Genomic DNA, 23855 nt, shown 5'->3' with positions numbered 1-23855 from the left:
CATGTTTGCGGAATATGAAAACTACTTGAATGAAGTTAAAGAATTCGACAATTACTGGTCTGATGTTGGTATCTCTGAAGCGGTTTCAATGTTGGAAAAATTTTCTGCCAACGACTGGCAAATGCTTAATGAAAAAATTCAAGACAAATCAAAAGTATGGCTCGTTTCGTGTGCGGAAACGCTTGGTGATGATGTAGGTGGAGGCAGTTCATTTGATCTGCTTCTAAAATTACTTTCTTCAGAAATTAATGAGGTCAAGATTGCTGCCCTTGATTCAATAAATAGCCGCATATCGTTGGGCTTTGATATTGGAGATAGTGGCGGGAAAATTCGTTCTGCTGTTAGTACAGCGAGAGGTTCGGCGGGCGTTGTTGTTTCAAGGATGTTGGACTCCTTAGAAAAGAAGCTGACGTAATCAGCCCTGCTTAGTCGGCTAACAATCCAAGCCAGGCGCTACGTGTCGCATCCCGGACGACGCATATAGGCGCTCATACACTACGGCCGATTTTGCAAAAGCTGGCCCATCTCTCAATGCGCCTCCCGCCCACCTCGCACAACCAGATCCTTGGTAGAGCTGCCCTCCGCGCCAGCGTTGAAGCCATCAAGGGCTTTTGGCGCACCGGCTGTCGGGGGCTTTAGGACGTCTCAGGTATTCCAGCCTGGCAGGTCGCGCTGCACCTTGCGCAGCAGTGCAGGCCAGGCAAAGGCGCCGCCCAGGCCGCCCGTCTGCACGCGCATGGCCTGGGCCACGCCGCTCACGATCTGGGGGTTTACGGCGATCAACTCGCCACCTGCCTGCGCGTCGATCTGAATGCGGCAGGTGTTCTCGAAGGTGTACATCGACAGGAACGCGTCGGCAATCGTCTTGCCCACGGTGAGCAGGCCGTGGTTGCGCAGCATGAGGAAGTTGGCCTCGCCCAGGTCGGCCTGCAGGCGTGGCTTTTCTTCGTCGCGGAAGGCCACGCCCTCGTACGCGTGGTACGCCAGCGAGCCCAGCACGAAGGTGCTTTGCTGGCTGATGGGCAGCACGCCGCCCTTCTGGGCGCTGACGGCCACACCGGCACGCGTGTGGGTGTGCAGCACGCAGCCCGCCTCCGGCCGGGCCTCGTGCACCGCGCTGTGGATCACAAAACCGGCCGGGTTCACGGGGAAGGGCGAGTCGTGCAGCTTGTTGCATTGCATGTCCACCTTGATCAGGCTCGATGCCGTGATCTCGTCGAACATGAGGCCGTAGGGGTTGATGAGGAACTGGTGCTCGCCCGGACCCGACACCGATTCGGGCAGTTTGGCGCTGATGTGGGTGAAGACCAGGTCGCTCCAGCCGTACAGCGCAACGAGCCGGTAGCACGCGGCCAGGTCGCAGCGCAGCTGCCATTCTTCGGGGCTGACGCTTTCTTGCAGCGAAGGGATGTTGAGCATGGGGTGGTGTCTCCGTTTTTTGAGGAATGGGAAACGCCACTGTAGGGCGATGGGGCGCCCTGGTCTGTCAGGCAGGCTACAGGTGCTGCATTTTTGCGGATTGCTATAAAAAATATAGCTGTTTGCGCCCGTCCACAAAGCGCTAGGGCCGAATTTTGTTGAATTTTCGTGCCCTGGCCCTGCCCGGCCATCAGCGCCCGCGCCCTTGCTGCTGCCGCATCTGGCGCTGCCCCAGCCAGCCCAGCTCAGAGGCTGTCGGACTTGGAAATCGTAGGCAGCAAATCGGCCACAGCGGTCCATTTTTGGCTTCGCCGCTCTTCGAGAACACCGTCTTTTTGCCCCATAGCCGAGCTATGGGGCTGCAAATCCGGCAAAAACTGTCCTCGCTGGGGCCAATTTTCGCTTCGACGCTCCAAGTCCGACAGCCTCCAGGAATGTCCTGCATAACTCCCTGCGGTCGGTGATAGCGCGGTCTCGGGCGGTCTGCTGCGTTGCTTTTCTTGCCAATAGCCGGGCTATTGGCTGCAAAAAGACGCCTTGTAGCCCATCCCGATCCGCACTACCTCCGCCTCGCGAGGGCTATGCAGGCCATCCCCAGCGCCGCCAGCACCAGCATCCATGGATCGTTCACCGGAATCCCCGTGGAGAGGGCCATCACTTGGAGGTTCAGTGTGATGGTGGAGGACAGGCCGTTGGCGTCCGTGACCTGGATGACCAGGACATAGAGCCCCGGTGTGGTCGGTGTTCCGCTCAGCAGGCCGTTGGGCCCCAAGGTCATGCCCGGGGGCAGGGGGCCGGAGTTCACGGTGAAGGTGTAGGGGCCGGTGCCGCCGGTGACCTGGATCTGTCCGCTGTAGGCGGTGTTCGCGACCAGCACGGGCGGAGGGGTGATGGTCAGCGCACCTGTCACGGTGCCTGCACCCAGCAGGTCCAGCTCGCGCCCCAGGGCGTCGGACACTGTGATGGTGAAGCTGTAGGGCGCCGAGCTGGTGGGCGTGCCCGTGAGATCGCCCGTGCCCGACAGGCTCAGGCCCGCCGGAAGAAGCCCTGCGCTGACGAGGAACTGGTAGGGCGGCACGCCATCGCTGCCGACAAAGGTCACGCTGTAGGGCACACCCAGCGCGGGGGTGGGAATGCTGGACGGGGTGACGGTGATGTCCTGCGCGGCGGCGCTGGCAGCCCACAGCACCAGGCTGGCAACGCCGATCCATGTGGTGAAGCGGCGCAAGCCGGTGCGCAGCGCCTGCACTGCGCGGGCCGTCATCGCGCGCCCCCGTTTTTGCGCGCGAGCTGCTGCTCCAGGGCCGAAAGGCGTTCGGCCAGGGCCATGAGTTCTGCATCCTTGGCGTCCAGCTTCTGGTGGAGGGCCTGGACCGTGGCGGCCGCAAGGCCGGCGACATCGCTGGGCGCAAGCGTCCGGGGGCTGGCGCCCACCTGAAAGCGCTGGTGTACATCCTCGGCCATGGGCCCCAGGTGCAGGCTGGCGTTGAGATCGCTCAGGTAGCGCCAGGCATACAGCGGCAGGTTCAACACTTCGCCGAGGACAGCATGGATCGGGGCCGGGCTGATGTCGTGTTTGAGCGTGCGGCTGGAGCCCTGGCTGAGCGTGCCGGCCACCACCAGACCCCCACCTGCCTGCATCGACAGTGCATTGCTGCCACTGCCGCTGGGCGCCAGGCTGAAGGCCGAAGCCGTAGCGTGTTGCGTCCAGTATGCGGTGCCTGTGCCATGTGCAAGCCGCGCAGCGATGGCGCCGTTGTTCTGCAGCTCCATCTGCACGCGGGGCAGGGCAGTGGCGTTGGTGTTGTCCACCAGCAGGGCTCCGCTGCCGTCCGCGCGCCGCAGGTGCAACGGGGCAGCAGGGCGCGGCGTGCCCAGGCCCACGCTGCCGTTGCCCGCAATATCAACGCTGGCATGTGGCGCCCCCGGCCGGATGCGCAGGGGAAGGAGGGAGCCCCCGGTGACATCGCGCACGAAGAAATTGGCTTCGTTGCCCGCCACATCCCAGGTCTGGGCTGTGTAGCCGTTGGTGTTGTTCTGCTCTTGCCGAAGCGCCGGGGTGTTGGAGGACAGCACATGCAGATCAAGCACGGGTACGCCGGTGCCCACCCCCACGCGCCCTTGCGGGTCCACAACCAGGCTGTTGGCGGGCGCTCCGGCCAGCCAGCGCACGGGGGTCAAGCTGCCTGTGACATCGTCGATGCCGAGGTAGCTGGCCCCGCCGCTGGCGCTGTCGTTGGCGATGATCTGCCAGTCGTTGCCGGGAAACGCGCCCGCACTGGTGTCTTCAAACTTGATGCGCAGGTTGTTTTCCTTCAGGCGCAGGGTGTCGAAGCCAAAGCTCTCGTTGTTGACGCAGTCAAACCCCATGCAGATGCTGCCTTGCACGATCTGGTCGTCGGCGACCAACTGGTCTTTGGTGGCAAGGCGGAGGGTGCGGGCGGCCTTTGAAGATGGGGCGGACTGCGCGGCGGGGCCGTCGGCTGTATCCCCTTCGCCCGGGGGCAAAAGTGCGGGTGGCAGCACAAACGCGCCGCCCGCCACCGACACGTTGCCGGCCAGCATGGCGCCCCTGGGCCCGGCAGCGCTGGAGGCACCCACGGGGTTGGCCGCCACGGGGGTTGCATCGTCGGGCCGCACGGCAGCTGTGGTGGGGGCCAGCGTCAACTCGTAGGTGTAGCGCCCGTCGGGCAAGGGATGGTCTTGCAGCGACAACACCAACGGGCCGGACAGCACCAGGTCCTGGGGCGCATCGCCCTCGCGGGCGATGCGCAGCACGGCGCGGCCATGGGGTGCGGTAGAGGTCCACTCCAGCCGGGTGGCCTGAAGCCGTGCCGCAATGGCGGGGGGCTGCACTTCGCTGCCGGTTTGTGCGTGCACGAGGGGTGGGCTCAGCAGGGATGCCAGGGTGGCGGCAACCAGGGCGGCAGCGCGCGGCCGCAGCCTGGTCAGGAGGGGCAAGCAATGGTGGATTGGCATATTGGCAATCCCTAGCGTGCTGCGGGCGTGGCGGTCTTGGTGGGCACGCCCGAAGCGCCCGGAGCGCCCGTTGGGGCCATCTGCGCTTCGAGCAGGGAGATGCGGGCCCGGATCGCGGCGATGTCTGCCTCGCGCTCGTTCACCTTGCGGGCCAGCGCCTGCACGGCGCCCAGGGTCACGCCGGCCAGATCGCCGGGGGCCAGGCTTTTGTCGTCCTGCCCCAGCTGGAAGATCTTGCGGAAGTCCTCGGCCATGGGGCCGACGTGGCGCTCTTGTGTGGGGCTGGATTTGTAGCGCCAGTGGTAGAGCGGCAGGGCCAGCACCTTCTCCAGCAGGGCGGCGCCATTGACCGGCTCGATGCCGGTCTTGAGCGTGCGGCTGGAGCCTGTGCTCAGGGTGCCGGTGATTGCCAGGTTGCCGTTGGCCGCCAGCGTGAACTGGGGGGTGCCAGCGCCCTGGGTCGCCAGCGTGAGCGCGGTGCCTGATGTCATGTCCCAGCCCGTGGCCGGTGCCGTGGTAAAGCGCAGCACGGCAGGCCCGTTGTTGGCCAGATTCAGCAGTGTGCGCGGGGCCGTTGTGCCGCTGGTTTCCTGCACCAGCACCTGGGCCGTGCCATCGGTGCGCCGGACGTGCAGCGCCGCGCCGGGCGAAGCGGTGCCTATGCCCACTGCGCCGGAGGCCGCAATGTCCAGGCTGCTGGTGGGCGCGCCGGGGCGAATGCGCAAGGGCAGGCGCGAGCCGTTGGTGACGTCGCGCACGAAGAAGTTGGCCTCGTTGGCGCCGATGTCCCAGGTCTGCGCCGTGAAGCCGCCTGCCGACGACTGCTCCAGCCGAATGGCGGGGGTGTTGCCGGTCAGTGTGTGCACGTCCAGCACCGGCGTGGCAGTGCGCAGGCCCAGGCGCCCCGTCGAGCTGACGTACAGGCTGTTGCTGGGGGCGCCAGCACTAACGGTGAAGACCTGGCGGTTGGCCGTGGCATCTTCGACCGTGAAATACGATGCCCCGCCCGAGGCGGTGTCATTGACACGGATCCGCCAGTCGTTGGCCGGAAAGGTGCCAACGCTGGTGTCGTCGAAATGAATGCCGAGGTTGTTCTCCTTGAGCCGGAGCGTGTCAAAGCCAAAGGATTCGTTGTTGACGCAATCAAGGCCCGCGCACAGGCTGCCCTGCACGATCAGGTCGTCGGCCACCACCTGGTCCTTGGTGGTGAAGGTGCTGCCGGTCTTGGTGGGCAGCACAGGGGCGCCTGGCTCGGTCGCATCCACCACCAACTGGCCCTGAATGACCACGAACGAGCCCGCTGTGATGCGCTGCTGCATCGTGGCCTGGGCCTGGGCAGGGTCCATGGACGCAGGGGGCTCCAGGCTCAACTCATAAAAATAGCGGCCATCGGCCAGCCCTGCACGCTGGGGCTCCAGCACCACGGGGCCGCGCGCAAACGGCAGGTCGCTGACCGTGCCATCCGGGCGCGCCAGCCGCAGCTTGGCAGCGCCGTGGGGGGCCGCAGCCGTCCAGGTGATGCGGTCAGCCTGGCGCGTGGTGGAGATGGCCTGGGCGGGGGATTGGGCAGCGCAGGTGGCAGCCGCGAGGGTTGCCATCAGGGCGATGGCGGCTCGGTACAGGGGTTTCATGGGGCTTTCTCGAAGGTGGGCAGGGGCTGCCCAGGGCGCCAATATGGCCATTGCCGCCCGCAGAACCAGCGGCCCATCAGTGGCGACGAGTCTGGCCGAGCGATGCCAGATCGTCAATCGAGTAATGCCAGGGGTCGCGCTGCGGAAAAGCCCTGCGCCTGTGCTCAGCCCGCTTGCGGAATTGGCGCCCGCATGCCCGCGTTGATGAGGTTCCACGCATTGATCACGCCAATGGCAAAGCCCAGTTCGGAGATTTCCGCTTCGTTGAACACCGCCTGCAGCTTGGCGTATTCCTCGTCGCTCGCATCGCTGTGGGGCGTGGCGGTGATGATCTCGGCCCAGCGGAAGGCGGCGCGTTCGCGCTCGCCGAAGAACGGCGCCTCGCGCCACCCCGCCACGGCGTTCAGGTGGCGCGGGTCCATGCCGTCCTTGACCAGGTAGGTCCAGTGCATGTCCATGCAGTACGCGCAGCCGTTGATCTGCGACACGCGTAGAAACACCAGCTCGGCCAGGCGCGCGCCCAGCGGGCCCTTCTTGATGGTTTCGGAAAGGCTCACCAGGCCCATGAAGGCTTTGGAAGACAGCTTGTGATAGGGCAGGCGGGCGGTGTGTTGGGTGGTCGATGACATGGTGGTTCCTTGGATGTAGGTGGCAATGGTCCGGGGTAGATAGACCTTGGGCATGAAGGCGGCGGTGGTGTTGCTGCCTCTCATACTGGTTAGACGTTGCCAGGTCTGCCGCTGTGACACGGGGCGCCAAAAATCTCCAAAGAGATTTCACCCCAGCGTGGCCGGAATGCCCGCCAGCTTGTCCGGATTGCGCACGGCGTAGATGGCCACTATCTGCTCCCCGTCCGTCACAAATGCCTGCGCCGATTCAAGGTGGCCATCCACATAGCGCAGTAGCCCCGGCTCGCCATTGATGAGCGCCATGCGGTACGCCACCTGCGCACCCAGGCGGCGGAACAGCGCCCAGTACAGGTTGGCGATGCGAAACGGCCCCACCAGCGGCTTGGGGAAGGACGGTACCTTGCCGCCGCCGTCGCCAATCAGCTGCGCGTCTTCGCTCAGCAGCGCCTCGATGGCGTTGCGGTCGCCACTTTTGGCGGCCAGCATGAAACGCTGGAGCAGTTGGTGGTGCACGGCATGGGGCACCTCAAAGCGTGTGCGCGCTTGCTGCACGCGTTCGCTGGCGCGGTGCACCATCTGGCGGCAGCTCGCCTCGGTTTTGCCCAGCTGCGCGGCAATCTCGGGGTAGTCGTAGTCAAACACCTGGCGCAGCAAGAATGCAGCGCGCTCCTCCGGCCCCAGGCGCTCCAGCACGTACAGGAAGGCCACCGACAGCTCGCCCGCCAGCTCGGCGGCTGCCTCCGGCGTGTTGTGGTGTTGCGCGTCGCCGGTGGGGTTGTCATGCAGCTCCACCAGCGGCTCGGGCAGCCACCAGCCCACATAGGCCTCGCGCTCGGCCTTCAGTGCCCGCAGCCGGTCGATGGACAGCCGCGTGACCACCGTCACCAGCCAGGCCTCGGCCGACTGCAGCGCGGTGGGGTCCTGGCGGCTCCAGCGCAGCCAGGTGTCCTGCAGCACATCCTCGGCATCGGCGCGCACGCCCAGCATGCGGTAGGCAATGCCGAAGAGGCGGGGACGCAGGGTGGTGAAGGGGTCGGTGGCGGGTGGGGCGGTGGATGCGGGCTGTGTGGTCATGGTGGCGTGCGTGAGAGACCTGTGGGTCTTTGATAGACGTTGGAGGTCGCTGTCTTGTGACAAGGTCTCTGCGGCTGCTTTTATTTTGATAGCTGTCAGCGCTTGTTGTATAAGCGCTAGGGGCACTTTTGACCTGAAATGGAAAGGATGCAGAGATGGCAGCTTTGTACGCAACCCGGCGCGCGCAAGCAACCCCGCGCGCGGGCCGGACGGGGAACGGCGCGAAGGCGGCGGCGGCAACGCTCTTATTTGCGCTGGTGCCCTGGGCGACCCAAGCCCAGACCCAATCGCAAACACTGCAACCCGCCGCTGGTGTTGCCCAGCCGCTGGAAAACCGCTGCGGCTGGTTTCACAACCCCACCCCCAACAACGCCACCCTGACCGACCGTGATGGGGAATGGGTGGTGTCCACCCAGGGCGGAGACAGCGCCGAAGGCGACTGGCCCGTGTTCACCGACGCGCAGTGGAAGAAAACCAATGGCCACTATGGCTACGGGTGTGCGTGCATGAAGGTGGTCGTGGACCGCAGCGATGGGCGGGTGCTGCGCATTGCGTCGGCGGCGGCGAAGCCGTTGAAGGCGTGCCGGGAGGACCGGGCGCTGCCGAAGCCTTGAGAAGACCAGTTAGCAAGCTACGCTTTCAAGGTGGCGGGCATGTTGAAAAGGCGGAGCAAATGAACACGAGCGATATTCCTACCTACACCAAACTTGAGCTTGCAGAGATTCAACTCAATCGCGCGATAAAGCTGCTGGTTCACGACGGCGATGTTGTGTCGTCAATCACGCTTTCTGGTGCGGCTGACGACATCATCTGGAAGTCTCTCGAAGAAACGGGTGTCAAGAGTCAACTGACGGAGATCGAAGAACAGGTCGCCGCGTGGTGCAAATCGAACGAAACGCCGTTTAACAAAACGACTTTTAGAAATGACATGCACGTTTTTCGGACGGAACTAAAGCACTTACGTACGGAGTTCTCCTCCGAGAAAATTCCAATTCCAATTGAGGCGGCTATCGAAATAATTGATAGGTGTTGCGAAAACTTCAGGCGTCTGATGGGAAGGTACCCAGAGGAGAGGCCGCTGTTCGTTAGTGTGTACGGCAAGTGACGGCCAAACGAATTTGGGGATCTTCACGGCTGCGTCAGCCGCTCCAGCTGCGTCAGATACGCCAGGGCCTGCCCATTGCTGGTTCCGCACATTTCCACCTGTGGCATCAACCCGCCGCACACCGCCGGTCGCTCAGGCTGCCCAAAAATGCGGCAGCGCGCATCGTCCCCCAGTTGAACGCACCGCATCCCCGCAGGTTTGCCCTGCGGCATGCCCGGGATGGGCGAGCTGATGGAGGGGGCGGTGCAGCAGGCGCCGCAGCCAGGGCGGCAGTTCATGGGTGGTTGCTATTGTTTGCGTAGCTGCTAGCGCTTTTCGGGCAAGCGCTAGAGGCCAATTTGACTCAAATTTTGGCGTTCACTGGCCAGCGGCAGCATCGCCGTGCAGGCGGCTGGATGCCCACAGCACCTGGTCGACCACGGCGCGCACGCGGTCGCGGTGGGCTTGCTGGATGAGGGCGCCGCTGTCGTCAAACGCGCTGCCCGCCGAGCCCAGTGCAAACGCCTTGGGCGCCAGCCAGCATTCGGCGTTGATGAGCAAGGGGGCCAGATGGCTTTGCGAGCGCAGGCCGCCCAGTGCCCCCGGCGACGCGCTGAGCATGCCCACCACCTTGCCGCGAAAGCTCTTGCCGCCGTCTTGCCAGTCGGGGTTGCCTTTGACGGGGCTGGAGGCCCAGTCGATGGTGTTCTTGAGCAGGGCGGTGTAGCTGCCGTTGTATTCGGGCGAGCAGATGACCCAGGCGGGGTGCTGCCACAGGATTTCTTTGAGCCGGATCACGTCGGCGGGCGTGCCCTGGGCTTCGAGGTCGGCGTTGTACAGCGGGATGTCGAAATCCGACAGTTCCAGCAGCGTGACGCTGGCACCCGCGTCGCTTGCGATGGCGGCGGTGGCGTGGGCCAGTTTGCGGTTGAACGATTGCTGGCGCGTGCTGCCGGCAAAGATGAGGAGGGAGGAGGGAGTGGTGTGTGGCATGGTGCCTGCGATTGAATCACAGGCGTGCGTCAGGAATCCTGCAAGCGAGGCAGGCCGGGCAGGGTTATTCCGTGGTGTGGCTACACGGTGTTCGGGGCGGATGTAGCGATCTACGTGCCGCGACCGGCAAGCCGCCCCACCAGCGTCCCCAGCGCTGTGGCAAAGCAACCCAGGCTGAGCAGCGCACGCCACAGGTTGGCGGCATTCCACTGGTCACGCACTTTGGCCCAGTCGGCGGGCAGGGCCTTGGGGTTCCAGGCTTCTGTTGTGTAGTTCAGGGGCAGGTTGACCTGCTGGGTGAAGAACACAATGCCCAGCAGGTAGGCCACGCCGACCACGGCCAGCAGGCGCCACCACAGTGTGCGGTGTTCACGCCAGGCCGTAGCCACGGCCAGCGCGCACCACAGCGGTGGGCCAAAGAACAGCGCAAAGAACAGGGCGTGCCGGACGTTGCGGTTGAAGGCGGACTGCACGGTGGCGTAGGTGGCGCCGTCCATCTGCAACATGGCCAGGTTGACGTTGGCGCTGTAGGTGCCGAAGAACCCGGCCATGAGGCCGAGCCACAACACGGCGAGGGCGTGCGGGATGAGGACGAGCAGGGCAGGCGGCGGGTTGTGGGGGCGTGGGATGGTGGTCATGGCGGGCATGTAGAACGATGCCCGCAGTCTGCCGATGCCCCGCACCCCGCGCCTTATCCTTTGATAAGCCCCATCTCGCTGCGCAGGCGCGACAGAGAGACATCGGTCACGCCCAGGTAGGACGCGAGGTGTTTGAGGGCGATGCGATCCGCCCACTCCGGGTGCTGCTCCAGCAAACTGGCGTAGCGCTGGCGGGCGCTGAGTTGCAAGAACTCCTGCTCGCGCTGCATCTTGCCGTCGAGCAGCGCGCAGAGCACCCGGTGCTCCAGCGCGGCCCAGGGTGCCCAGCCCGCGCTGGGCAGCGGCTCACCTGGATCGATGGGCAAGGGCAGCGCCCACACCACGCTGTCTTCCAGTGGTTCCACGTGAAACATCACCGGCTGATGGCGCAGCGTGGGAGTGATGGGCCAGCACAGGGCGCCGTCCAGAAAGAAGTTCTTGTTGGACTCTGCGCCGTCGCGGCCCAGGTAGTACAGCCGCAGCGCGCCGCGCTCCACCCACCACAGGTGCCGCCAGTGTTCGCCCGCCCGCAGCAGGGGCTGGCCACGCTCCAGCAAGCGCCGTTCGGCGCGTACCCACCAGGTCTCCACGGCCGGAGGCGGGACGCCAAGCAACTCGGTCAGGAAGAAGGTGAGGGGGCTGGAAACAGACACGGCCTGCGCAAAGTGGGAAAATCGCGGGTTGCCTGCTGGGGCGCCAAGTGCGCCCACCACCAGCAGGGCCGGTGTGCGGCGCCTTTGACAGGGCACCCTAGCGCACCGGGTGTTTTGATTATCGGGCCCGCTAGGCCCCGGAGTGTCCCCATGTTGTATCCCCAGGAATTTGATGTGATCGTTGTCGGCGGTGGCCATGCTGGCACCGAGGCCGCGCTGGCCGCTGCGCGCATGGGCAGCAAAACGCTGCTGCTGACCCACAACATCGAGACCCTGGGGCAGATGAGTTGCAACCCCAGCATCGGTGGCATCGGCAAGGGCCACCTGGTGAAAGAGGTGGATGCGCTGGGTGGCGCCATGGCGCTGGCCACGGACGAGGGCGGCATCCAATTCCGCATTCTCAACAGCTCCAAAGGCCCCGCCGTGCGGGCCACGCGGGCGCAGGCCGACCGCATTCTGTACAAGGCGGCCATTCGCCGCGTGCTGGAGAACCAGCCCAACCTGTGGCTGTTCCAGCAGGCGGTGGACGACCTGATGGTGGAGGGCGACCGCGTGGTGGGCGCCGTCACGCAGGTGGGTATCCGGTTCCGCTCGCGCACGGTGGTGCTCACCGCCGGGACGTTCCTGGACGGCAAGATCCACGTGGGGCTGAACAACTACGCGGCGGGCAGGGCGGGTGACCCGCCTGCCGTGTCGCTGTCGGCACGCCTCAAGGAGCTGAAGCTGCCCCAGGGCCGCCTGAAGACCGGCACGCCGCCCCGGCTGGATGGGCGCAGCATCGACTTCTCGAAGTGCACTGAGCAGCCCGGCGACGGCATGCCCGGTGGTGTGAACGAGGGCACGGTGCCCGTGTTCAGCTTCATGGGCAACGCAGAAATGCACCCGCGCCAGATGCCTTGCTGGGTGACGCACACCAACGAACGCACGCACGAGATCATCCGCAGCGGATTTGACCGCAGCCCCATGTTCACCGGCAAGATCGAGGGCGTGGGCCCGCGTTACTGCCCCAGCGTGGAAGACAAGATCAACCGCTTTGCGGACAAGGACAGCCACCAGATCTTCCTGGAGCCCGAGGGGCTGACCACGCACGAGTTCTACCCCAACGGTATCAGCACCAGCCTGCCGTTCGACATCCAGTACGAGCTGGTGCGCAGCATGAAGGGGCTGGAGAACGCGCACATCCTGCGCCCCGGCTACGCCATTGAGTACGACTACTTCGACCCCCGCTCGCTCAAGAGCAGCTTCGAGACGCGGCAGATCCAGGGCCTGTTCTTCGCCGGGCAGATCAACGGCACCACCGGTTATGAAGAGGCGGCGGCCCAGGGCCTGTTCGCAGGCATCAACGCCGCCCTGCAGTGCCGGGGCGACGCGCCTTGGCTGCCTGGCCGCGACGAGGCCTACCTGGGCGTGCTGGTGGACGACCTGATCACCAAGGGCGTGACAGAGCCCTACCGCATGTTCACCAGCCGGGCCGAGTTCCGCCTGCAACTGCGGGAGGACAACGCGGACATGCGCCTGACGGAAGCCGGTCGCAAAATGGGCCTGGTGGATGACGCCCGCTGGGATGCGTTCAGTCGCAAGCGCGATGCTGTTTCACGTGAAACAGAACGCCTAAAGGCCACGTGGGTGAATCCGCGCAGCCTGCCTGCGGCCGAATCCGAGCGGGTGCTGGGCAAGAGCATCGAGCATGAATACAACCTGTTCGAACTGCTGCGCCGCCCAGATGTGAACTACACCAACCTGATGTCCATGGATGGTGGCAAATACGCGACCAACGATGTTTCACGTGAAACGCTGGGCGATTTGAGCGAACCCGTGGTGGAGCAGGTGGAGATTGCCGCCAAGTATTCGGGCTACATCGACCGGCAGCGAGATGAGGTGGGGCGCGCCGCGCACTTTGAAAAGTTGCGCTTGCCAGCCGAGCTGGACTACATGCAGGTCACCGCCCTGAGCATCGAGGCACGCCAGGTGCTCAGTCGCCACCGGCCCGAAACCCTGGGCCACGCCTCGCGCATCACCGGCATCACGCCGGCGGCGATCTCGCTGCTGATGGTGCATCTCAAGAAGGGCGGGTTCAAGGAGTTTGCGGTGGCTGCGGCTGCCAAGGCAGAAGGGGAAGTGGCGGCATGACGATGGCAGTGACAAATGACAGCTTGCGCCAACAGCTGCAGGCAGGGGCCGATGCCTTGGCCCTGGGGCTGACCGACGCCCAGATTACCCTGTTGATGGATTTTCTGGCCCTGCTGCAGAAGTGGAACAAGGTCTACAACCTGACCTCGGTGCGCGATCCGCAGGAGATGATGACGCACCATCTGCTGGACAGCTTGGCCGCTGTGCCGCCGCTGCGCCGCCATGTTGCTGTGCTTGCAGGGCAGGGCCACCACGCTGTGCGCTTGCTCGACGTCGGCTCGGGCGGAGGTTTGCCCGGTGTGGTGTTTGCCATCTGCTGCCCGGATGTGGATGTGAGCTGCGTAGACACCGTGGGCAAAAAGGCTGCGTTCATCCAGCAGGCGGCGGTGGCTCTCAAGCTGCGCAACCTGCATGGCGTGCACGCACGGGTCGAGACGCTGACGACCCCCTTTGACATCATCAGCTGCCGCGCCTTTGCCTCGCTACCCGATTTTGTGACCTGGTCGCGGGCTGCATTGGTAGCGCCGCACGGGGTCTGGCTGGCCATGAAGGGCAAGCACCCCGAGGATGAAATTACGGCCCTGCCCACCGATGTGTCGGTGTTTCACGTGGAACAGCTCACCGTCCCAGGCCTCGACGCCGAGCGCTGCATCATCTGGATGAAGCCGGTCTGACCGTCGGCCGCTAGCTTGTCAGCGGCCGGGGCGGAGTGGTCGCGTAAACTCGGCACCTCACTTAGGGTGCATCCATCTGCGCACCCGTCCAGCACACCGGGAGAGATCATGTTCGGCATCGCAGACTACGGCGCCTTTGTCGCCGCCATTGTGTTGTTCCTGCTCATTCCGGGCCCCGGCAATCTGGCGCTCATCACCTCCACCAGCAAGGGCGGGGTGCGGGGCGGCCTGGCGGCCACGATGGGGGTGATCGCGGGTGACCAGGTGTTGATGTGGGCCGCGGTGGCCGGTGTGGCGGCGCTGCTGGCCACGTACCCCACAGCGTTCAATGCAGTGCAGTGGTTGGGCGCGGCCTACCTGGCCTGGCTGGGCTTCAAGATGCTCACGGCCAAGCCCGGCGCGCAACCCATCCTCAACATCCAGCCGCGCCACTACTTCAAACAGGCCGGCCTGATCACCTTGCTCAACCCCAAGGCCATCGTGTTTTACATGGCGTTCTTCCCTCTGTTTGTGGACCCGGCCCGGCACCAAGGGTTGCTGACCTTTGGCGTGATGGCAGCGACGGTGGCGGTGCTGACGTTTTTCTATGGGCTGGTCGCCGTGCTGCTCACGCACCACCTGGCCGAGCGCATGCGCGCCAACCCGCGCATCGGCCGCGTGCTGGAAAAGGTGGCGGGCGTCTTTCTGATCGGCTTTGGCATCAAGCTCGCCATCTCCAAATAAAACAACGACAACAACAACACGGACTGCAACACCCACATGGCCAAAATTTTCTGCGTTGCCAACCAAAAGGGTGGCGTTGGCAAGACCACCACCACCGTCAACCTTGCTGCGGGCCTGGCCAAGATCGGCCAGCGCGTGTTGATGGTGGACCTGGACCCACAGGGCAACGCCACCATGGGCTCGGGCGTGGACAAGCGCAGCCTCGACCTCACGGTGTACGACGTCCTGCTCGAATCCGCCTCGGTCAAAGAGGCAGCCGTGTTGTCGGAAAAATGTGGCTACTGGGTGCTGGGCGCCAACCGCGAACTGGCCGGGGCCGAGGTGGAACTGGTGGCGCTGGAGCACCGCGAAAAGCGCCTCAAATCCGCGCTGGCGGAGGCCGATGGTGACTACGACTTCGTGCTTATCGACTGCCCTCCGTCGCTGTCGATGCTCACCCTCAACGGCCTGTGCAGCGCCCATGGCGTGATCGTGCCCATGCAGTGCGAGTACTTCGCGCTCGAAGGGCTGACCGACCTGGTCAACACCATCAAGCAGGTGCACGCCAACCTCAATGCCGACCTGCAGATCATCGGCCTGCTGCGCGTGATGTTCGACCCGCGCATCACCTTGCAGCAGCAGGTCAGCGACCAGCTCAAGGGCCACTTTGGCGAGAAGGTGTTCAACAGCGTGATCCCGCGCAACGTGCGCCTGGCCGAAGCGCCCAGCTACGGCTTGCCCGGCGTGGTGTTTGACCCGGCGGCCAAGGGCAGCCAGGCGTTTGTCGAGTTTGCACAAGAGATGGTGGACCGCGTGAAAAACATGCCTGCTGCTGCATCTTCTATGGCAAAAATGGCACCTGGCGCTTGATGGATAAGCGCTAACAGCTATTAAATTGATAGTAATGAAGGCATCCAACATCCTGTTGCTGCCCGGCTGGCAGAACTCCGGCCCCGACCACTGGCAAAGCCGCTGGGAGGCTGTGCACGGCTACCAGCGCGTGGAGCAGCACGACTGGATGCGCCCGCTGCGCGGTGACTGGTCGGCGCGCCTGGAAGAAACCGTGGTCGACGCCGACGGCCCCGTGGTGCTGGTGGCGCACAGCCTGGGCTGCGTTCTCACCGCGTGGTGGGCTGCGCATTCGGCCAACACGCACCGCGTGTTGGGTGCGTTGCTGGTGGCACCGGGCGATGTGGAGCGGCCCGATCTGGCCGCGCAGATCCACGGCTGGGCGCCCATTGCACGCAAGCCCCTGCCGTTCCCGGCGCTGCTGGTGGGCAGCCGCAATGATCCGTATTGCAGCCTGGAGCGCGCTGAGGGTTTGGCGCAGGCTTGGGGCGCTCGCTTCATCGACTACGGCGAGCGCGGCCACATCAATGCCGAATCGGGCCTGGGCGATTGGGACGAGGGGCACGGCTGGCTGATGCAGCTGGCCAACCCGGCATGAGCCGCTGGGCCTTGTGGCGCGTGGTGCGCCGTGTAGCCGTCAGCTACCGAATTTCTCAGTGAACCGATCCATGACCAAAATCAACCTGTCCGCCATCGCCGACCAACTGCCCCGCGCCTGGAACTCCACGGTCGTGGGCCAGGCGGCAGGCGCCAACGTCAAGGTGCTGCGCATGGACGACGCCGCCTACCCCGACGAGTCGCACGACTTTGACGAGGCGCTGCTGGTGCTCGACGGCTGCATGCGCCTGGACCTGCAAGGGCAGGTCACCGAGGTGAATGCGGGCGAGGTGTTCATCGTGCCCGCGGGTGTGCCCCACGCCGTCGCGCCCGGCAGCCATGGCACGCTGGTCATCATCGACCGCTGATTCTTCCCATTCCTTTTTCCCTTTCGCGAGACGCATTTCATGGTCACCAAAAAACCCAAGGGCCTCGGCCGTGGCCTCGAAGCCCTGCTGGGCCCCAAGGTCGAAGAAAAAGTGGAGCAGGCCCAGGCGGCCGAAGCCGGGCTGCCCAGCAGCCTGCCGCTCTCCGAACTGGTGCCCGGCGTGTACCAGCCCCGCACGCGCATGGACGAGGGTGCGCTGTACGAGCTGGCCGAAAGCATCAAGGCCCAGGGCATCATGCAGCCCATCCTGGTGCGGCGCTTGACGGGTGGCGACAACGCCGGCAAGTACGAAATCATCGCGGGCGAGCGGCGGTTCCGCGCCTCGCGCCTGGCGGGCCTGGCCGAGGTGCCAGTGCTGGTGCGCGATGTGCCCGACGAGTCGGCGGCGGCCATGGCGCTCATCGAGAACATCCAGCGCGAAGACCTCAACCCGCTGGAAGAAGCCCATGGCCTGCAGCGCCTGGTCAAGGAGTTCGGCCTGACCCACGAACTGGCCGCGCAGGCCGTGGGCCGCTCGCGCAGCGCGGCCAGCAACCTGCTGCGCCTGTTGAACCTGGCCGAGCCCGTGCAGACCATGCTGATGGCCGGCGACATCGACATGGGCCATGCGCGCGCGCTGCTGTCGCTGGACCGCGCTGCGCAGATCACGGCGGGCAACCAGATTGCGGCCAAGAAGCTGTCGGTGCGCGAGGCCGAAGCGCTGGTCAAGAAGATCGGTGCCGAGTTCAGCCTGGTGCCGCAAAAGCCCCAGAAGGAAAAGTCGCGCGACATGAAGCGCGTGGAAGAAGAGCTCTCAGACCTGCTCATGGCCGAGGTCGAGGTGCGCGTGAAAAAGCGTGTGAAACGCCATGGCCGGGTGGAGGACATGGGCGAGTTGGCGATTCAGTTCGGCTCGCTCGAAGCTTTGAATGGCTTGATCGACCGCCTGCGCGGCTGATCGACCGTTGGTCCGGGGCGCGGCGCTGTCGCCGCGCAAACATGCGTGAAATAGCGCACACAAACGGTTTCCACAGGTAACTTGCGCAGGCAAAATGCGTCCGTGCGGGGCCTACACTGCGCTGCGTTCAACACACCCGGGTTGACCGCAAGGCCTCTTCACAGGGCGGCGAAAGTGCCGCCCTGTGGCCCACGATGGTTTGCCGGGTGATCCATGTATCTCCTGGAGCAGACCCCCATGACCTCTTTGCGCTTCGTCCTGACCCCCGCCTGCCTGGCCGTTGGCCTGTGCATCGCCAGCCTGGGCGCCCAGGCCCAAACCACCAAGGCCCCCAAAGTCCAGCTGTGGATGGATGTCTCCACCGGCACCATGGCGGGCATGCCTGAGATGGACAGCCTGCCCGGTGGCGGCGGCATGCTCGGCGGCCTGATGGGGGGGATGGGCGGTGGCGCGCAGGGCAGGGCGGGTGGTGGTAACACGTCCTATGGCCACGCCCGCGCCATGTCCATCATGCCGCCGCGTGTCATCGACATCGCCTTGCACAACACCCTGCGTCCCGGCGTCGAAGCCAGCCAGGCCATACCGCCTGGCATGCGCATGGGCGAATCCCTTCCGCTGATCCCGCCCCGTGCCCAGCCCACCCAGACCGAGCCGGGCGAGGTGCCGCAGGAATACCAGCAGCACCAGCCCAAGGGCCGCATCTTGCTGTACTGGGGCTGCGGCGCCTCGGTGCGTGCGGGCCAGCCGCGCGTCATCGATCTGGCGCGCGCCAAGCCGACCGACTACGCACAGGCCTTTGTCGGCCGCGCCGTGCCCGACCGGGGGCCGCGCGTGGGCCCGGCCTATGCGCTGTACCCCAACGAACGCAACCAGGTGAGCCTGTCGCGGGACAGCTCGCTGGTGGGCGAACACCAGGTGCGCGGCGATGGTGTGCCTGCTTCTATGAAGTTCACGCTGGGTGCGGCACAAGACCTCATGCCCGCCATCGACCTGCGCACCACCGGCAAGCCGCAGGACAGCATGGGCACCAGCTGGCAGCCTGTGCGCAATGCGCGTGCCTACTACCTGCACGCCATGTCGCAGAGCGGGGACGACCTCATCATGTGGTCCAGCGCCGAGACGCCCGACACGGGCATGGGCCTGTTCGACTACCTGTCGCCCGCCACCATCGACCGCTGGCTCAAGGAGCGTGTGCTGCTGCAGCCCGAAACCACGCAGTGCGCTATCCCGCAGGGCATCTTTGCAGGCGGTGGGCGTGACGCCACACCCATGCTGCGCATGATGGCCTACGGCGGCGAAAGCCACATCGTGCACCCCCCGCGCCCGGCGGACCCCAAGGCCGCGTGGGAGCCCGAATGGGCCGTGCGCGTGCGTGTGAAATCACACACCATGGCCATGCTGGGCGAAGAGATGCAGGGGCGGCGCGAGGGCATGGGGGCTGCTCCGCCGGCCGCTTCGGGCGGTGCCTATTCGAGCGGCATGGGCGGTGCGCCGACCGGCCAGCAGCCCGCTGGCGACGGCGGTGCGGAATCTGGCAACGCGGGCAACGTGGTCAACCCCGTCAACCTGTTGCGCGGCATTTTGGGCCGTTAAGAACCCATGTTGGCCCTGCGCATGCCCTGGCCCCTGCCCGCGCTGGTCGCGTGGGCGTGCGCGTGGCTGATTTTTGTGGCGCTCCAGCGCGCGGTTCCCCCCGTGGCTGCCTTGCTGGTCGCCTGCCTGCTGGGGACGGCGGCCAGTGTCCTGGGCGACAGCTGGTGGCGACGCGGGCTGATTGCGGCGGGCTTTCCGCTGTCGCTGGCGCTGCTGGGTGCGGCCAGCCTGCCGACCTGGGCGTGGCTGGTGCCGCTGGCGCTGCTGCTGCTGGTCTACCCCCTGAACGCCTGGCGCGATGCACCGCTGTTTCCCACGCCCCACCATGCGCTGCAGTCGCTGGCCTCGCAGGCCCCGCTGCCGCTGGGTGCCCGGGTGCTGGATGCGGGCAGCGGCGTGGGCGATGGCCTCAAGGCGCTGCGCCATGCGTACCCGGCCGCGCAGCTGGAGGGCATCGAATGGAGCTGGCCCCTGCGCCTGCTGTGCGCCCTGCGGTGCCCCTGGGCCCAGGTGCGGCGCGCCGACATGTGGGCCGAGGACTGGAGCCCCTACCGCATGGTCTATCTGTTCCAACGGCCCGAAAGCATGGCCCGCGCCGCCGCCAAGGCCCGGGCCGAGCTGGCGACCGGGGCATGGCTGGTGAGCCTGGAATTTGCCGTGCCCGGCGTTCTGCCCTGTGCACAGCTGCGTGCGCCCGGTGGCCGCGTGGTGTGGCTGTACCGCATGCCCCTGAACCGCGTCGAGGCATGAAATGGCACTGTTGGATTGCGATTTGAGCCGTTCGCCACGGTTACAGAAAAGATACAAGCTTTTGCTACATTGCGTCCCTGGCTACAACCCCATACAAAACTACCAAGAAACTCACAGCCAGAGGGGGCTGCCAGCAGCACGTGAACGCGCCGGGAGGGGGCGCACCGGCCGCCAGCACCTTCCTTGTCCGGACCTCCCATCCTGCAGGCCCCACCAGCCTCTGCGGGGCACCACTCTGACGGGTGTGCCTGCAGTGCGGTGCCGTCTTGCGCGTGGACATGGCCGGGGTTTTCTGGTGCACCACCGACCGATCTGCAAGGAGCATTCATGACCGCCCATCCATCCCGTTTCCGCCCGCGCCTTCTGTGGGTGCTGGCCCTGAGTGCCGCCCTCACGGGCTGCGCCACCATGCAGAGCCACGACAAGCTGGCGACCGACATGCAGAACGCCGGCCGCAGCGGCGGCATTCCCGCAGCCATCGCCCAGCTCGAAAGCACGGCCAAGACCGAAGAAGAAAAAACCGCGCTGCTCTACAACATGGAACGCGGCGAGCTGCTGCGCATGGACCGCCGTTACCCCGACAGCACCAACGCCTTCCTGCTGGCCGACAACAAGGTCAAGGAATGGGAAGAAACCGCCAAGACCAACCCCAGCAAACTCATGGGCACCGTGGGCGCTGCGCTGATCAGCGAACGCCTGAAGGTCTACGAGGGCCAGGACTATGAAAAGGTGTGGGTGACCACGCGCCTTGCGCTCAACCGCATGGCCGTGGGCGACTTTGAAAACGCCCGTGTGGACATTAAGCGCACCCACGAGCGCGAAGCCATCATTGCCGAGTTCCGCGCCAAGGAAACCCTGGCCGCTGAAGAAGAAGCAAAGTCCAAGGGCGCCACCTCTGGCGGCAAGGAACTCAACGGCTACCCCGTCGAGACGCTGAACGATCCCGAAGTGCTGGCGCTCAAGAACGGCTACCAGAACGCGCTTTCGCACTACCTGGCCGGTTTTCTGTACGAAATGCTCAACGAGCCTGGCCTGGCCGCGCCCGGCTACCGCAAGGCCATCGAGCTCAAGCCCGAAACCGGCGTGCTCGAAGAAGGCCTGCGCGGCCTGGACACGCGCACGGGCTTCACCTGGAAGCGCCGCCAGCGCATGACCGACGTGCTCTTCATCGTCGAAGCCGGTGATGCCCCCGCGCGCAAGCCCAAGGCCTTCACCATTCCCGTGCCCACGGGCCGTGGTTTGGTCACGGCCAGCATCTCCTACCCCGTGATCGAGCCGTCTTCCGATCCACTGCTGACCACCATCTCCGCGGCTGGCACCGACCTCAAGCTGGAAAAAGTGGTGGACGTGAACGTGATGGCGCGCCGCGCGCTCAAGGACGAAATGCCCGGCATGGTGCTGCGTGGCTTCACCCGCGCCGTGGCCAAGGGCGTGCTGCAGAACGAACTGCAAAAGCGCGGCGGCCTCATCGGCGGCATCATCGGCGCGGCCGCCTCGGTGGCCACCGAGCAGGCCGACGACCGCATGTGGCGCATGCTGCCCGGCCGCGTGTATGTGGCCCGTGGCTACCTGCCGCCCGGCGAGCATGTGGTGAGCGTGAACGGCCGCCAGCTGCCCCAGCCCATCAAGATCGACGGCCAGTACGCCCTGGTGCCCCTGCGCATGTATGAAAACAGCGTGCTGACCGGCGACGTGGCCATGCTCGGCCAGCTGCCCACCGTGGCGGCGGCACCGCAGCCCGCCGCAGAGCCTGCCACCACCGTGCGCACGACGACGACCACCACCACCCGCACGCGCTCGGTGCCCAAGTCGGCGGTCAAGTCCACCTCGGCCACGCCTGCCGCCAAGAACTGAAACCGAACATGTCCCATTTTCAAGGAGCCTCTGGCATGAGAACCCGTTTTGCCCTTGCCGCCGCCGCACCCGCCGTTGCGTGCGCGGTCCTCGCGATGACCCTGGCCACCGCTGCCCGCGCCCAGCTGCACGACCCGGCCACCCCGCTGGCCGTGGCGTCCAAGGTCGCCCTGCGTGGCGAAGCCAACAGCATCGCCGTGCGCGAGATGCGCATCGTGCGCAAGAACGACATCCTGGTCGTGCAGGCCGACATGGCCAACATGGGCCGCACCGACCGCACCGTGTTCTACCGATTCAAGTGGCTGGACAACGTGGGCAACCAGGTGGGCGATGGCGAGTCCTGGAAGCAGATGAGCGTGCTGGGCCTGGGCCAGCAGACCGTCAAGAGCGTGGCGCCCACCAGCGCTGCCGTGGACCTGCGCCTGGAAATGAATGTGGAGCCGCGCTGATCGCGCCGCGCCAATCCCTGTTTGAGTGAGGAGTAAACCAATATGAACACCAAGAACCGCATCCAGCGCAGCGCGCTGATCCTGGCCTTTGCGGCCAGCACCCTGGCCCTGTCGGCCTGCCAGAACCTGTCCTCGCCCACCGTGCGTTTTGACCGCCAGGTCAACTACGGCGATGCCAAGGCCGTCGAGCTGGTGACCAACGAATTCGGCTCCACCGACCTGCAGATGATTGCCGAGAAGATGACCGGCGGTTTGCTCGAAACCGGCATCTTCCAGGGCCGCCCCACGGTGACGATCTCCACCGTGAAGAACAAGACCAGCGAATACATCGACACCACCAACGTGATGAACTCGATCCAGACCTCGCTGGTCAAGTCGGGCAAGGTGCGTTTTGTGCGCTCCATCAACGAGATGCAGGCCGGTGTGGACGAGCTGCAGCGCCAGAACCAGAGCGGCCTGTACAAGCAAGGCACCACCGCCAAGGTCGGCCAGATGACGGCCGCCAAGTACAGCATGGAAGGCGAGCTGACCAGCATCGTCAAGCAGAACAACGCGACCAAGGACGTGTACTACAAGTTCACGCTCAAGCTGTTTGATGTGCAGGAAGGCACGATCGAGTGGCAGGACGAAAAGGAAATCCGGAAGACGAGTAAGAGGTAACCCCCTGAGCGGCTGCGCCGCTTCCCCCTTTCTCTCGCACTGCGCGCGGGAAGGGGGACGCCGCCGGCGCGGCGGGGCGGCCCTTGCACGGCGGCCGCTGGCCTGGGCCGCGCCAGTTTCGAAGGATGTGGGCGCTAAGGCCACATCGCTCGATGGATTCATGAATTCCCGTTAGCTCACAAGGAGCACACCATGCAACGCAGAACCACTTTGCACACGGCCCTGGCCGTGATCGCCGCCACCACCATGGCCTGGGGCACGGGCGCCCAGGCGCAGCAGCCGGGCGCGGCCCCCAAGATCGCCGTGACCGACCTGGCCTATGCCCAGCGCGTGTCCGAATACTTTGTGGCCGGCACCTACCAGCGCAGCAGCCAGATGAGCGCAGGCGGCAGCCACAGCGGTGGCTACAGCCACGGCCCCTATGGCGGTGGCGGCTCGCACTCGGGCAGCCACTCGATGCAGGCGTCCGAGCAGGCCAGCGGCACCTACGTGGCCGGGCGCTACAGCTACATCGAGCAGCGCGAGCTGGGTGGCTACACCAACGACATCAAGGGCGCCATCCTGCAGGGCACGTACTTCCGCCTGATCCAGGGCAAGGGCTTTGACGCAGGCAAGCCCCAGCCGAGCAAGGCCGAGCAGGTGCTCAACCAGGTGCAGGGCGGCAAGATGGCCACGCCGCAGGTTCAGCCCCAGGTCAACGACGTGATCAGCCGCATCAAGAAGGGCGAGTTCAACGGCGCCGACTACGTGCTGTTCGGCGTGGTCTCCAGCATCGACTTCACCGACGCGCTCTCGCCCCTGCAAGGCACCACCAGCGCCACGCGCCAGTACGGCCTGCAGCTCCTGGCCGACTTCTCGCTCATCAATACCAAGACCTACGAGATCAAGGCCGCGTTCTCTGCCCAGGGCGAAGGCAACGACACCAAGATTTTGTCGATCCGTGGCGACATCGCCCCCCCCAACCGCGCCAAGGTGATGCGCGAAACCTCGCTGTCGCTGGCGCAGGACGTGTACCAGCAGCTCGCCATGCAGCTGGGCTACACCGACGCCAACCTGTCGCGCGGCGTGCGCCCGCCCGTGGTCTACCAACAGGGCGGCCAGCCCATGCCCATGCCGCAGCCCCAGCAGCCTGAGCAAGTCCTCATCTTGAAGTAGCAGGGGCGGCAACCCCC

The 23855-nt window shown here is 65.4% G+C and carries 26 protein-coding genes; 16 read left to right on the top strand and 10 right to left on the bottom strand.

What is annotated here, in order from left to right:
• Position 1 precedes the first annotated feature (1 nt).
• Positions 2-415 carry a hypothetical protein gene (locus C8C93_RS25080; RefSeq protein WP_147433792.1) on the top strand — a complete coding sequence of 138 codons (414 nt, stop codon included), beginning with the start codon at positions 2-4 and terminating at the stop codon, positions 413-415.
• Positions 416-645: 230 nt separating this feature from the next.
• Here the strand turns inward: C8C93_RS25080 and C8C93_RS19875 are convergent, their stop codons facing one another.
• The 6 genes from C8C93_RS19875 to C8C93_RS19850 all read right to left on the bottom strand — a co-directional run bounded on the left by C8C93_RS19875 (position 646) and on the right by C8C93_RS19850 (position 7732).
• Positions 646-1419, bottom strand: coding sequence for a class II aldolase/adducin family protein (locus C8C93_RS19875; protein WP_121508027.1), 774 nt, complete (start codon positions 1417-1419; stop codon positions 646-648).
• A gap of 559 nt (positions 1420-1978) precedes the next feature.
• Positions 1979-2683, bottom strand: a complete 705-nt coding sequence (locus tag C8C93_RS19870; RefSeq protein ID WP_121508026.1) for an Ig domain-containing protein — start codon at positions 2681-2683, stop codon at positions 1979-1981.
• On the bottom strand, positions 2680-4380 hold the full coding sequence (locus tag C8C93_RS19865) for a tail fiber domain-containing protein (RefSeq protein WP_121508025.1): 1701 nt from the start codon (positions 4378-4380) through the stop codon (positions 2680-2682). Before C8C93_RS19865 ends, C8C93_RS19870 begins: the two co-directional genes overlap by 4 nt.
• A gap of 29 nt (positions 4381-4409) precedes the next feature.
• On the bottom strand, positions 4410-6029 hold the full coding sequence (locus tag C8C93_RS19860; RefSeq protein ID WP_158603282.1) for a tail fiber domain-containing protein: 1620 nt from the start codon (positions 6027-6029) through the stop codon (positions 4410-4412).
• 164 nt (positions 6030-6193) lie between these two features.
• Positions 6194-6658, bottom strand: coding sequence for a carboxymuconolactone decarboxylase family protein (locus tag C8C93_RS19855; protein ID WP_121508892.1), 465 nt, complete (start codon positions 6656-6658; stop codon positions 6194-6196).
• Positions 6659-6805: 147 nt separating this feature from the next.
• Entirely contained in the window at positions 6806-7732 is a 927-nt protein-coding gene (locus C8C93_RS19850; RefSeq protein ID WP_121508023.1) for an RNA polymerase sigma-70 factor, read from the bottom strand.
• Between the two features lie 155 nt (positions 7733-7887).
• On the opposite strand from C8C93_RS19850, the gene C8C93_RS19845 reads away from it, so the two are divergent.
• Together C8C93_RS19845 and C8C93_RS19840 are read left to right on the top strand one after the other, a co-directional pair.
• A complete protein-coding gene (locus C8C93_RS19845) occupies positions 7888-8346 on the top strand; it encodes a DUF4087 domain-containing protein (RefSeq protein WP_121508022.1) in 459 nt (152 codons plus the stop codon).
• A gap of 59 nt (positions 8347-8405) precedes the next feature.
• Entirely contained in the window at positions 8406-8837 is a 432-nt protein-coding gene (locus tag C8C93_RS19840) for a hypothetical protein (RefSeq protein WP_121508021.1), read from the top strand.
• Between the two features lie 23 nt (positions 8838-8860).
• Here the strand turns inward: C8C93_RS19840 and C8C93_RS19835 are convergent, their stop codons facing one another.
• The 4 genes from C8C93_RS19835 to C8C93_RS19820 form a co-directional block, all read right to left on the bottom strand.
• Positions 8861-9115: a YkgJ family cysteine cluster protein gene (locus C8C93_RS19835; RefSeq protein WP_121508020.1), complete on the bottom strand. Its 255-nt coding sequence runs from the start codon at positions 9113-9115 to the stop codon at positions 8861-8863.
• A gap of 79 nt (positions 9116-9194) precedes the next feature.
• Complete coding sequence (locus C8C93_RS19830; protein WP_121508019.1) at positions 9195-9809, bottom strand: NADPH-dependent FMN reductase; 615 nt, start codon at positions 9807-9809, stop codon at positions 9195-9197.
• A 110-nt stretch (positions 9810-9919) separates the two neighbouring features.
• Complete coding sequence (locus tag C8C93_RS19825; protein ID WP_121508891.1) at positions 9920-10447, bottom strand: DUF1772 domain-containing protein; 528 nt, start codon at positions 10445-10447, stop codon at positions 9920-9922.
• A gap of 53 nt (positions 10448-10500) precedes the next feature.
• Positions 10501-11100: a Crp/Fnr family transcriptional regulator gene (locus C8C93_RS19820; RefSeq protein ID WP_233559519.1), complete on the bottom strand. Its 600-nt coding sequence runs from the start codon at positions 11098-11100 to the stop codon at positions 10501-10503.
• A gap of 150 nt (positions 11101-11250) precedes the next feature.
• Between C8C93_RS19820 and mnmG the strand changes: the two genes are divergently transcribed.
• The 13 genes from mnmG (at position 11251) to C8C93_RS19755 (ending at position 23838) form a co-directional block, all read left to right on the top strand.
• Entirely contained in the window at positions 11251-13230 is a 1980-nt protein-coding gene (gene mnmG, locus C8C93_RS19815) for a tRNA uridine-5-carboxymethylaminomethyl(34) synthesis enzyme MnmG (RefSeq protein ID WP_121508018.1), read from the top strand.
• 2 nt (positions 13231-13232) lie between these two features.
• Complete coding sequence (gene rsmG / locus C8C93_RS19810; RefSeq protein WP_121508017.1) at positions 13233-13904, top strand: 16S rRNA (guanine(527)-N(7))-methyltransferase RsmG; 672 nt, start codon at positions 13233-13235, stop codon at positions 13902-13904.
• Positions 13905-14012: 108 nt separating this feature from the next.
• Entirely contained in the window at positions 14013-14627 is a 615-nt protein-coding gene (locus C8C93_RS19805; protein ID WP_121508016.1) for a LysE family transporter, read from the top strand.
• Positions 14628-14663: 36 nt separating this feature from the next.
• Positions 14664-15476 carry a ParA family protein gene (locus tag C8C93_RS19800; RefSeq protein WP_121508015.1) on the top strand — a complete coding sequence of 271 codons (813 nt, stop codon included), beginning with the start codon at positions 14664-14666 and terminating at the stop codon, positions 15474-15476.
• Positions 15477-15510: 34 nt separating this feature from the next.
• Positions 15511-16053, top strand: a complete 543-nt coding sequence (locus tag C8C93_RS19795) for an alpha/beta hydrolase (RefSeq protein ID WP_121508014.1) — start codon at positions 15511-15513, stop codon at positions 16051-16053.
• A gap of 70 nt (positions 16054-16123) precedes the next feature.
• Positions 16124-16420 (top strand): cupin domain-containing protein, encoded by a 297-nt coding sequence (locus C8C93_RS19790; RefSeq protein ID WP_121508013.1) that lies wholly within the window; start codon positions 16124-16126, stop codon positions 16418-16420.
• 39 nt (positions 16421-16459) lie between these two features.
• Positions 16460-17377 carry a ParB/RepB/Spo0J family partition protein gene (locus C8C93_RS19785; protein ID WP_055402181.1) on the top strand — a complete coding sequence of 306 codons (918 nt, stop codon included), beginning with the start codon at positions 16460-16462 and terminating at the stop codon, positions 17375-17377.
• A 237-nt stretch (positions 17378-17614) separates the two neighbouring features.
• Positions 17615-18970: a hypothetical protein gene (locus tag C8C93_RS19780; protein ID WP_121508012.1), complete on the top strand. Its 1356-nt coding sequence runs from the start codon at positions 17615-17617 to the stop codon at positions 18968-18970.
• Positions 18971-18976: 6 nt separating this feature from the next.
• Complete coding sequence (locus tag C8C93_RS19775) at positions 18977-19720, top strand: class I SAM-dependent methyltransferase (protein ID WP_121508011.1); 744 nt, start codon at positions 18977-18979, stop codon at positions 19718-19720.
• A 327-nt stretch (positions 19721-20047) separates the two neighbouring features.
• Complete coding sequence (locus C8C93_RS19770; protein ID WP_055395761.1) at positions 20048-21574, top strand: COG3014 family protein; 1527 nt, start codon at positions 20048-20050, stop codon at positions 21572-21574.
• Positions 21575-21609: 35 nt separating this feature from the next.
• Entirely contained in the window at positions 21610-22023 is a 414-nt protein-coding gene (locus C8C93_RS19765; protein WP_055395763.1) for a YcfL family protein, read from the top strand.
• Between the two features lie 42 nt (positions 22024-22065).
• Positions 22066-22683 carry a penicillin-binding protein activator LpoB gene (gene lpoB, locus C8C93_RS19760; protein WP_121508010.1) on the top strand — a complete coding sequence of 206 codons (618 nt, stop codon included), beginning with the start codon at positions 22066-22068 and terminating at the stop codon, positions 22681-22683.
• Positions 22684-22875: 192 nt separating this feature from the next.
• Positions 22876-23838 (top strand): hypothetical protein, encoded by a 963-nt coding sequence (locus tag C8C93_RS19755; protein WP_121508009.1) that lies wholly within the window; start codon positions 22876-22878, stop codon positions 23836-23838.
• The last annotated feature ends 17 nt before the right edge of the window (positions 23839-23855 follow it).

This window comes from Acidovorax sp. 93 (assembly GCF_003633835.1).
GTDB lineage: Bacteria > Pseudomonadota > Gammaproteobacteria > Burkholderiales > Burkholderiaceae_C > Acidovorax > Acidovorax facilis.
Note: the sequence above shows the minus strand (reverse complement) of the source record. Positions and strands in the feature narration are given on the sequence as shown.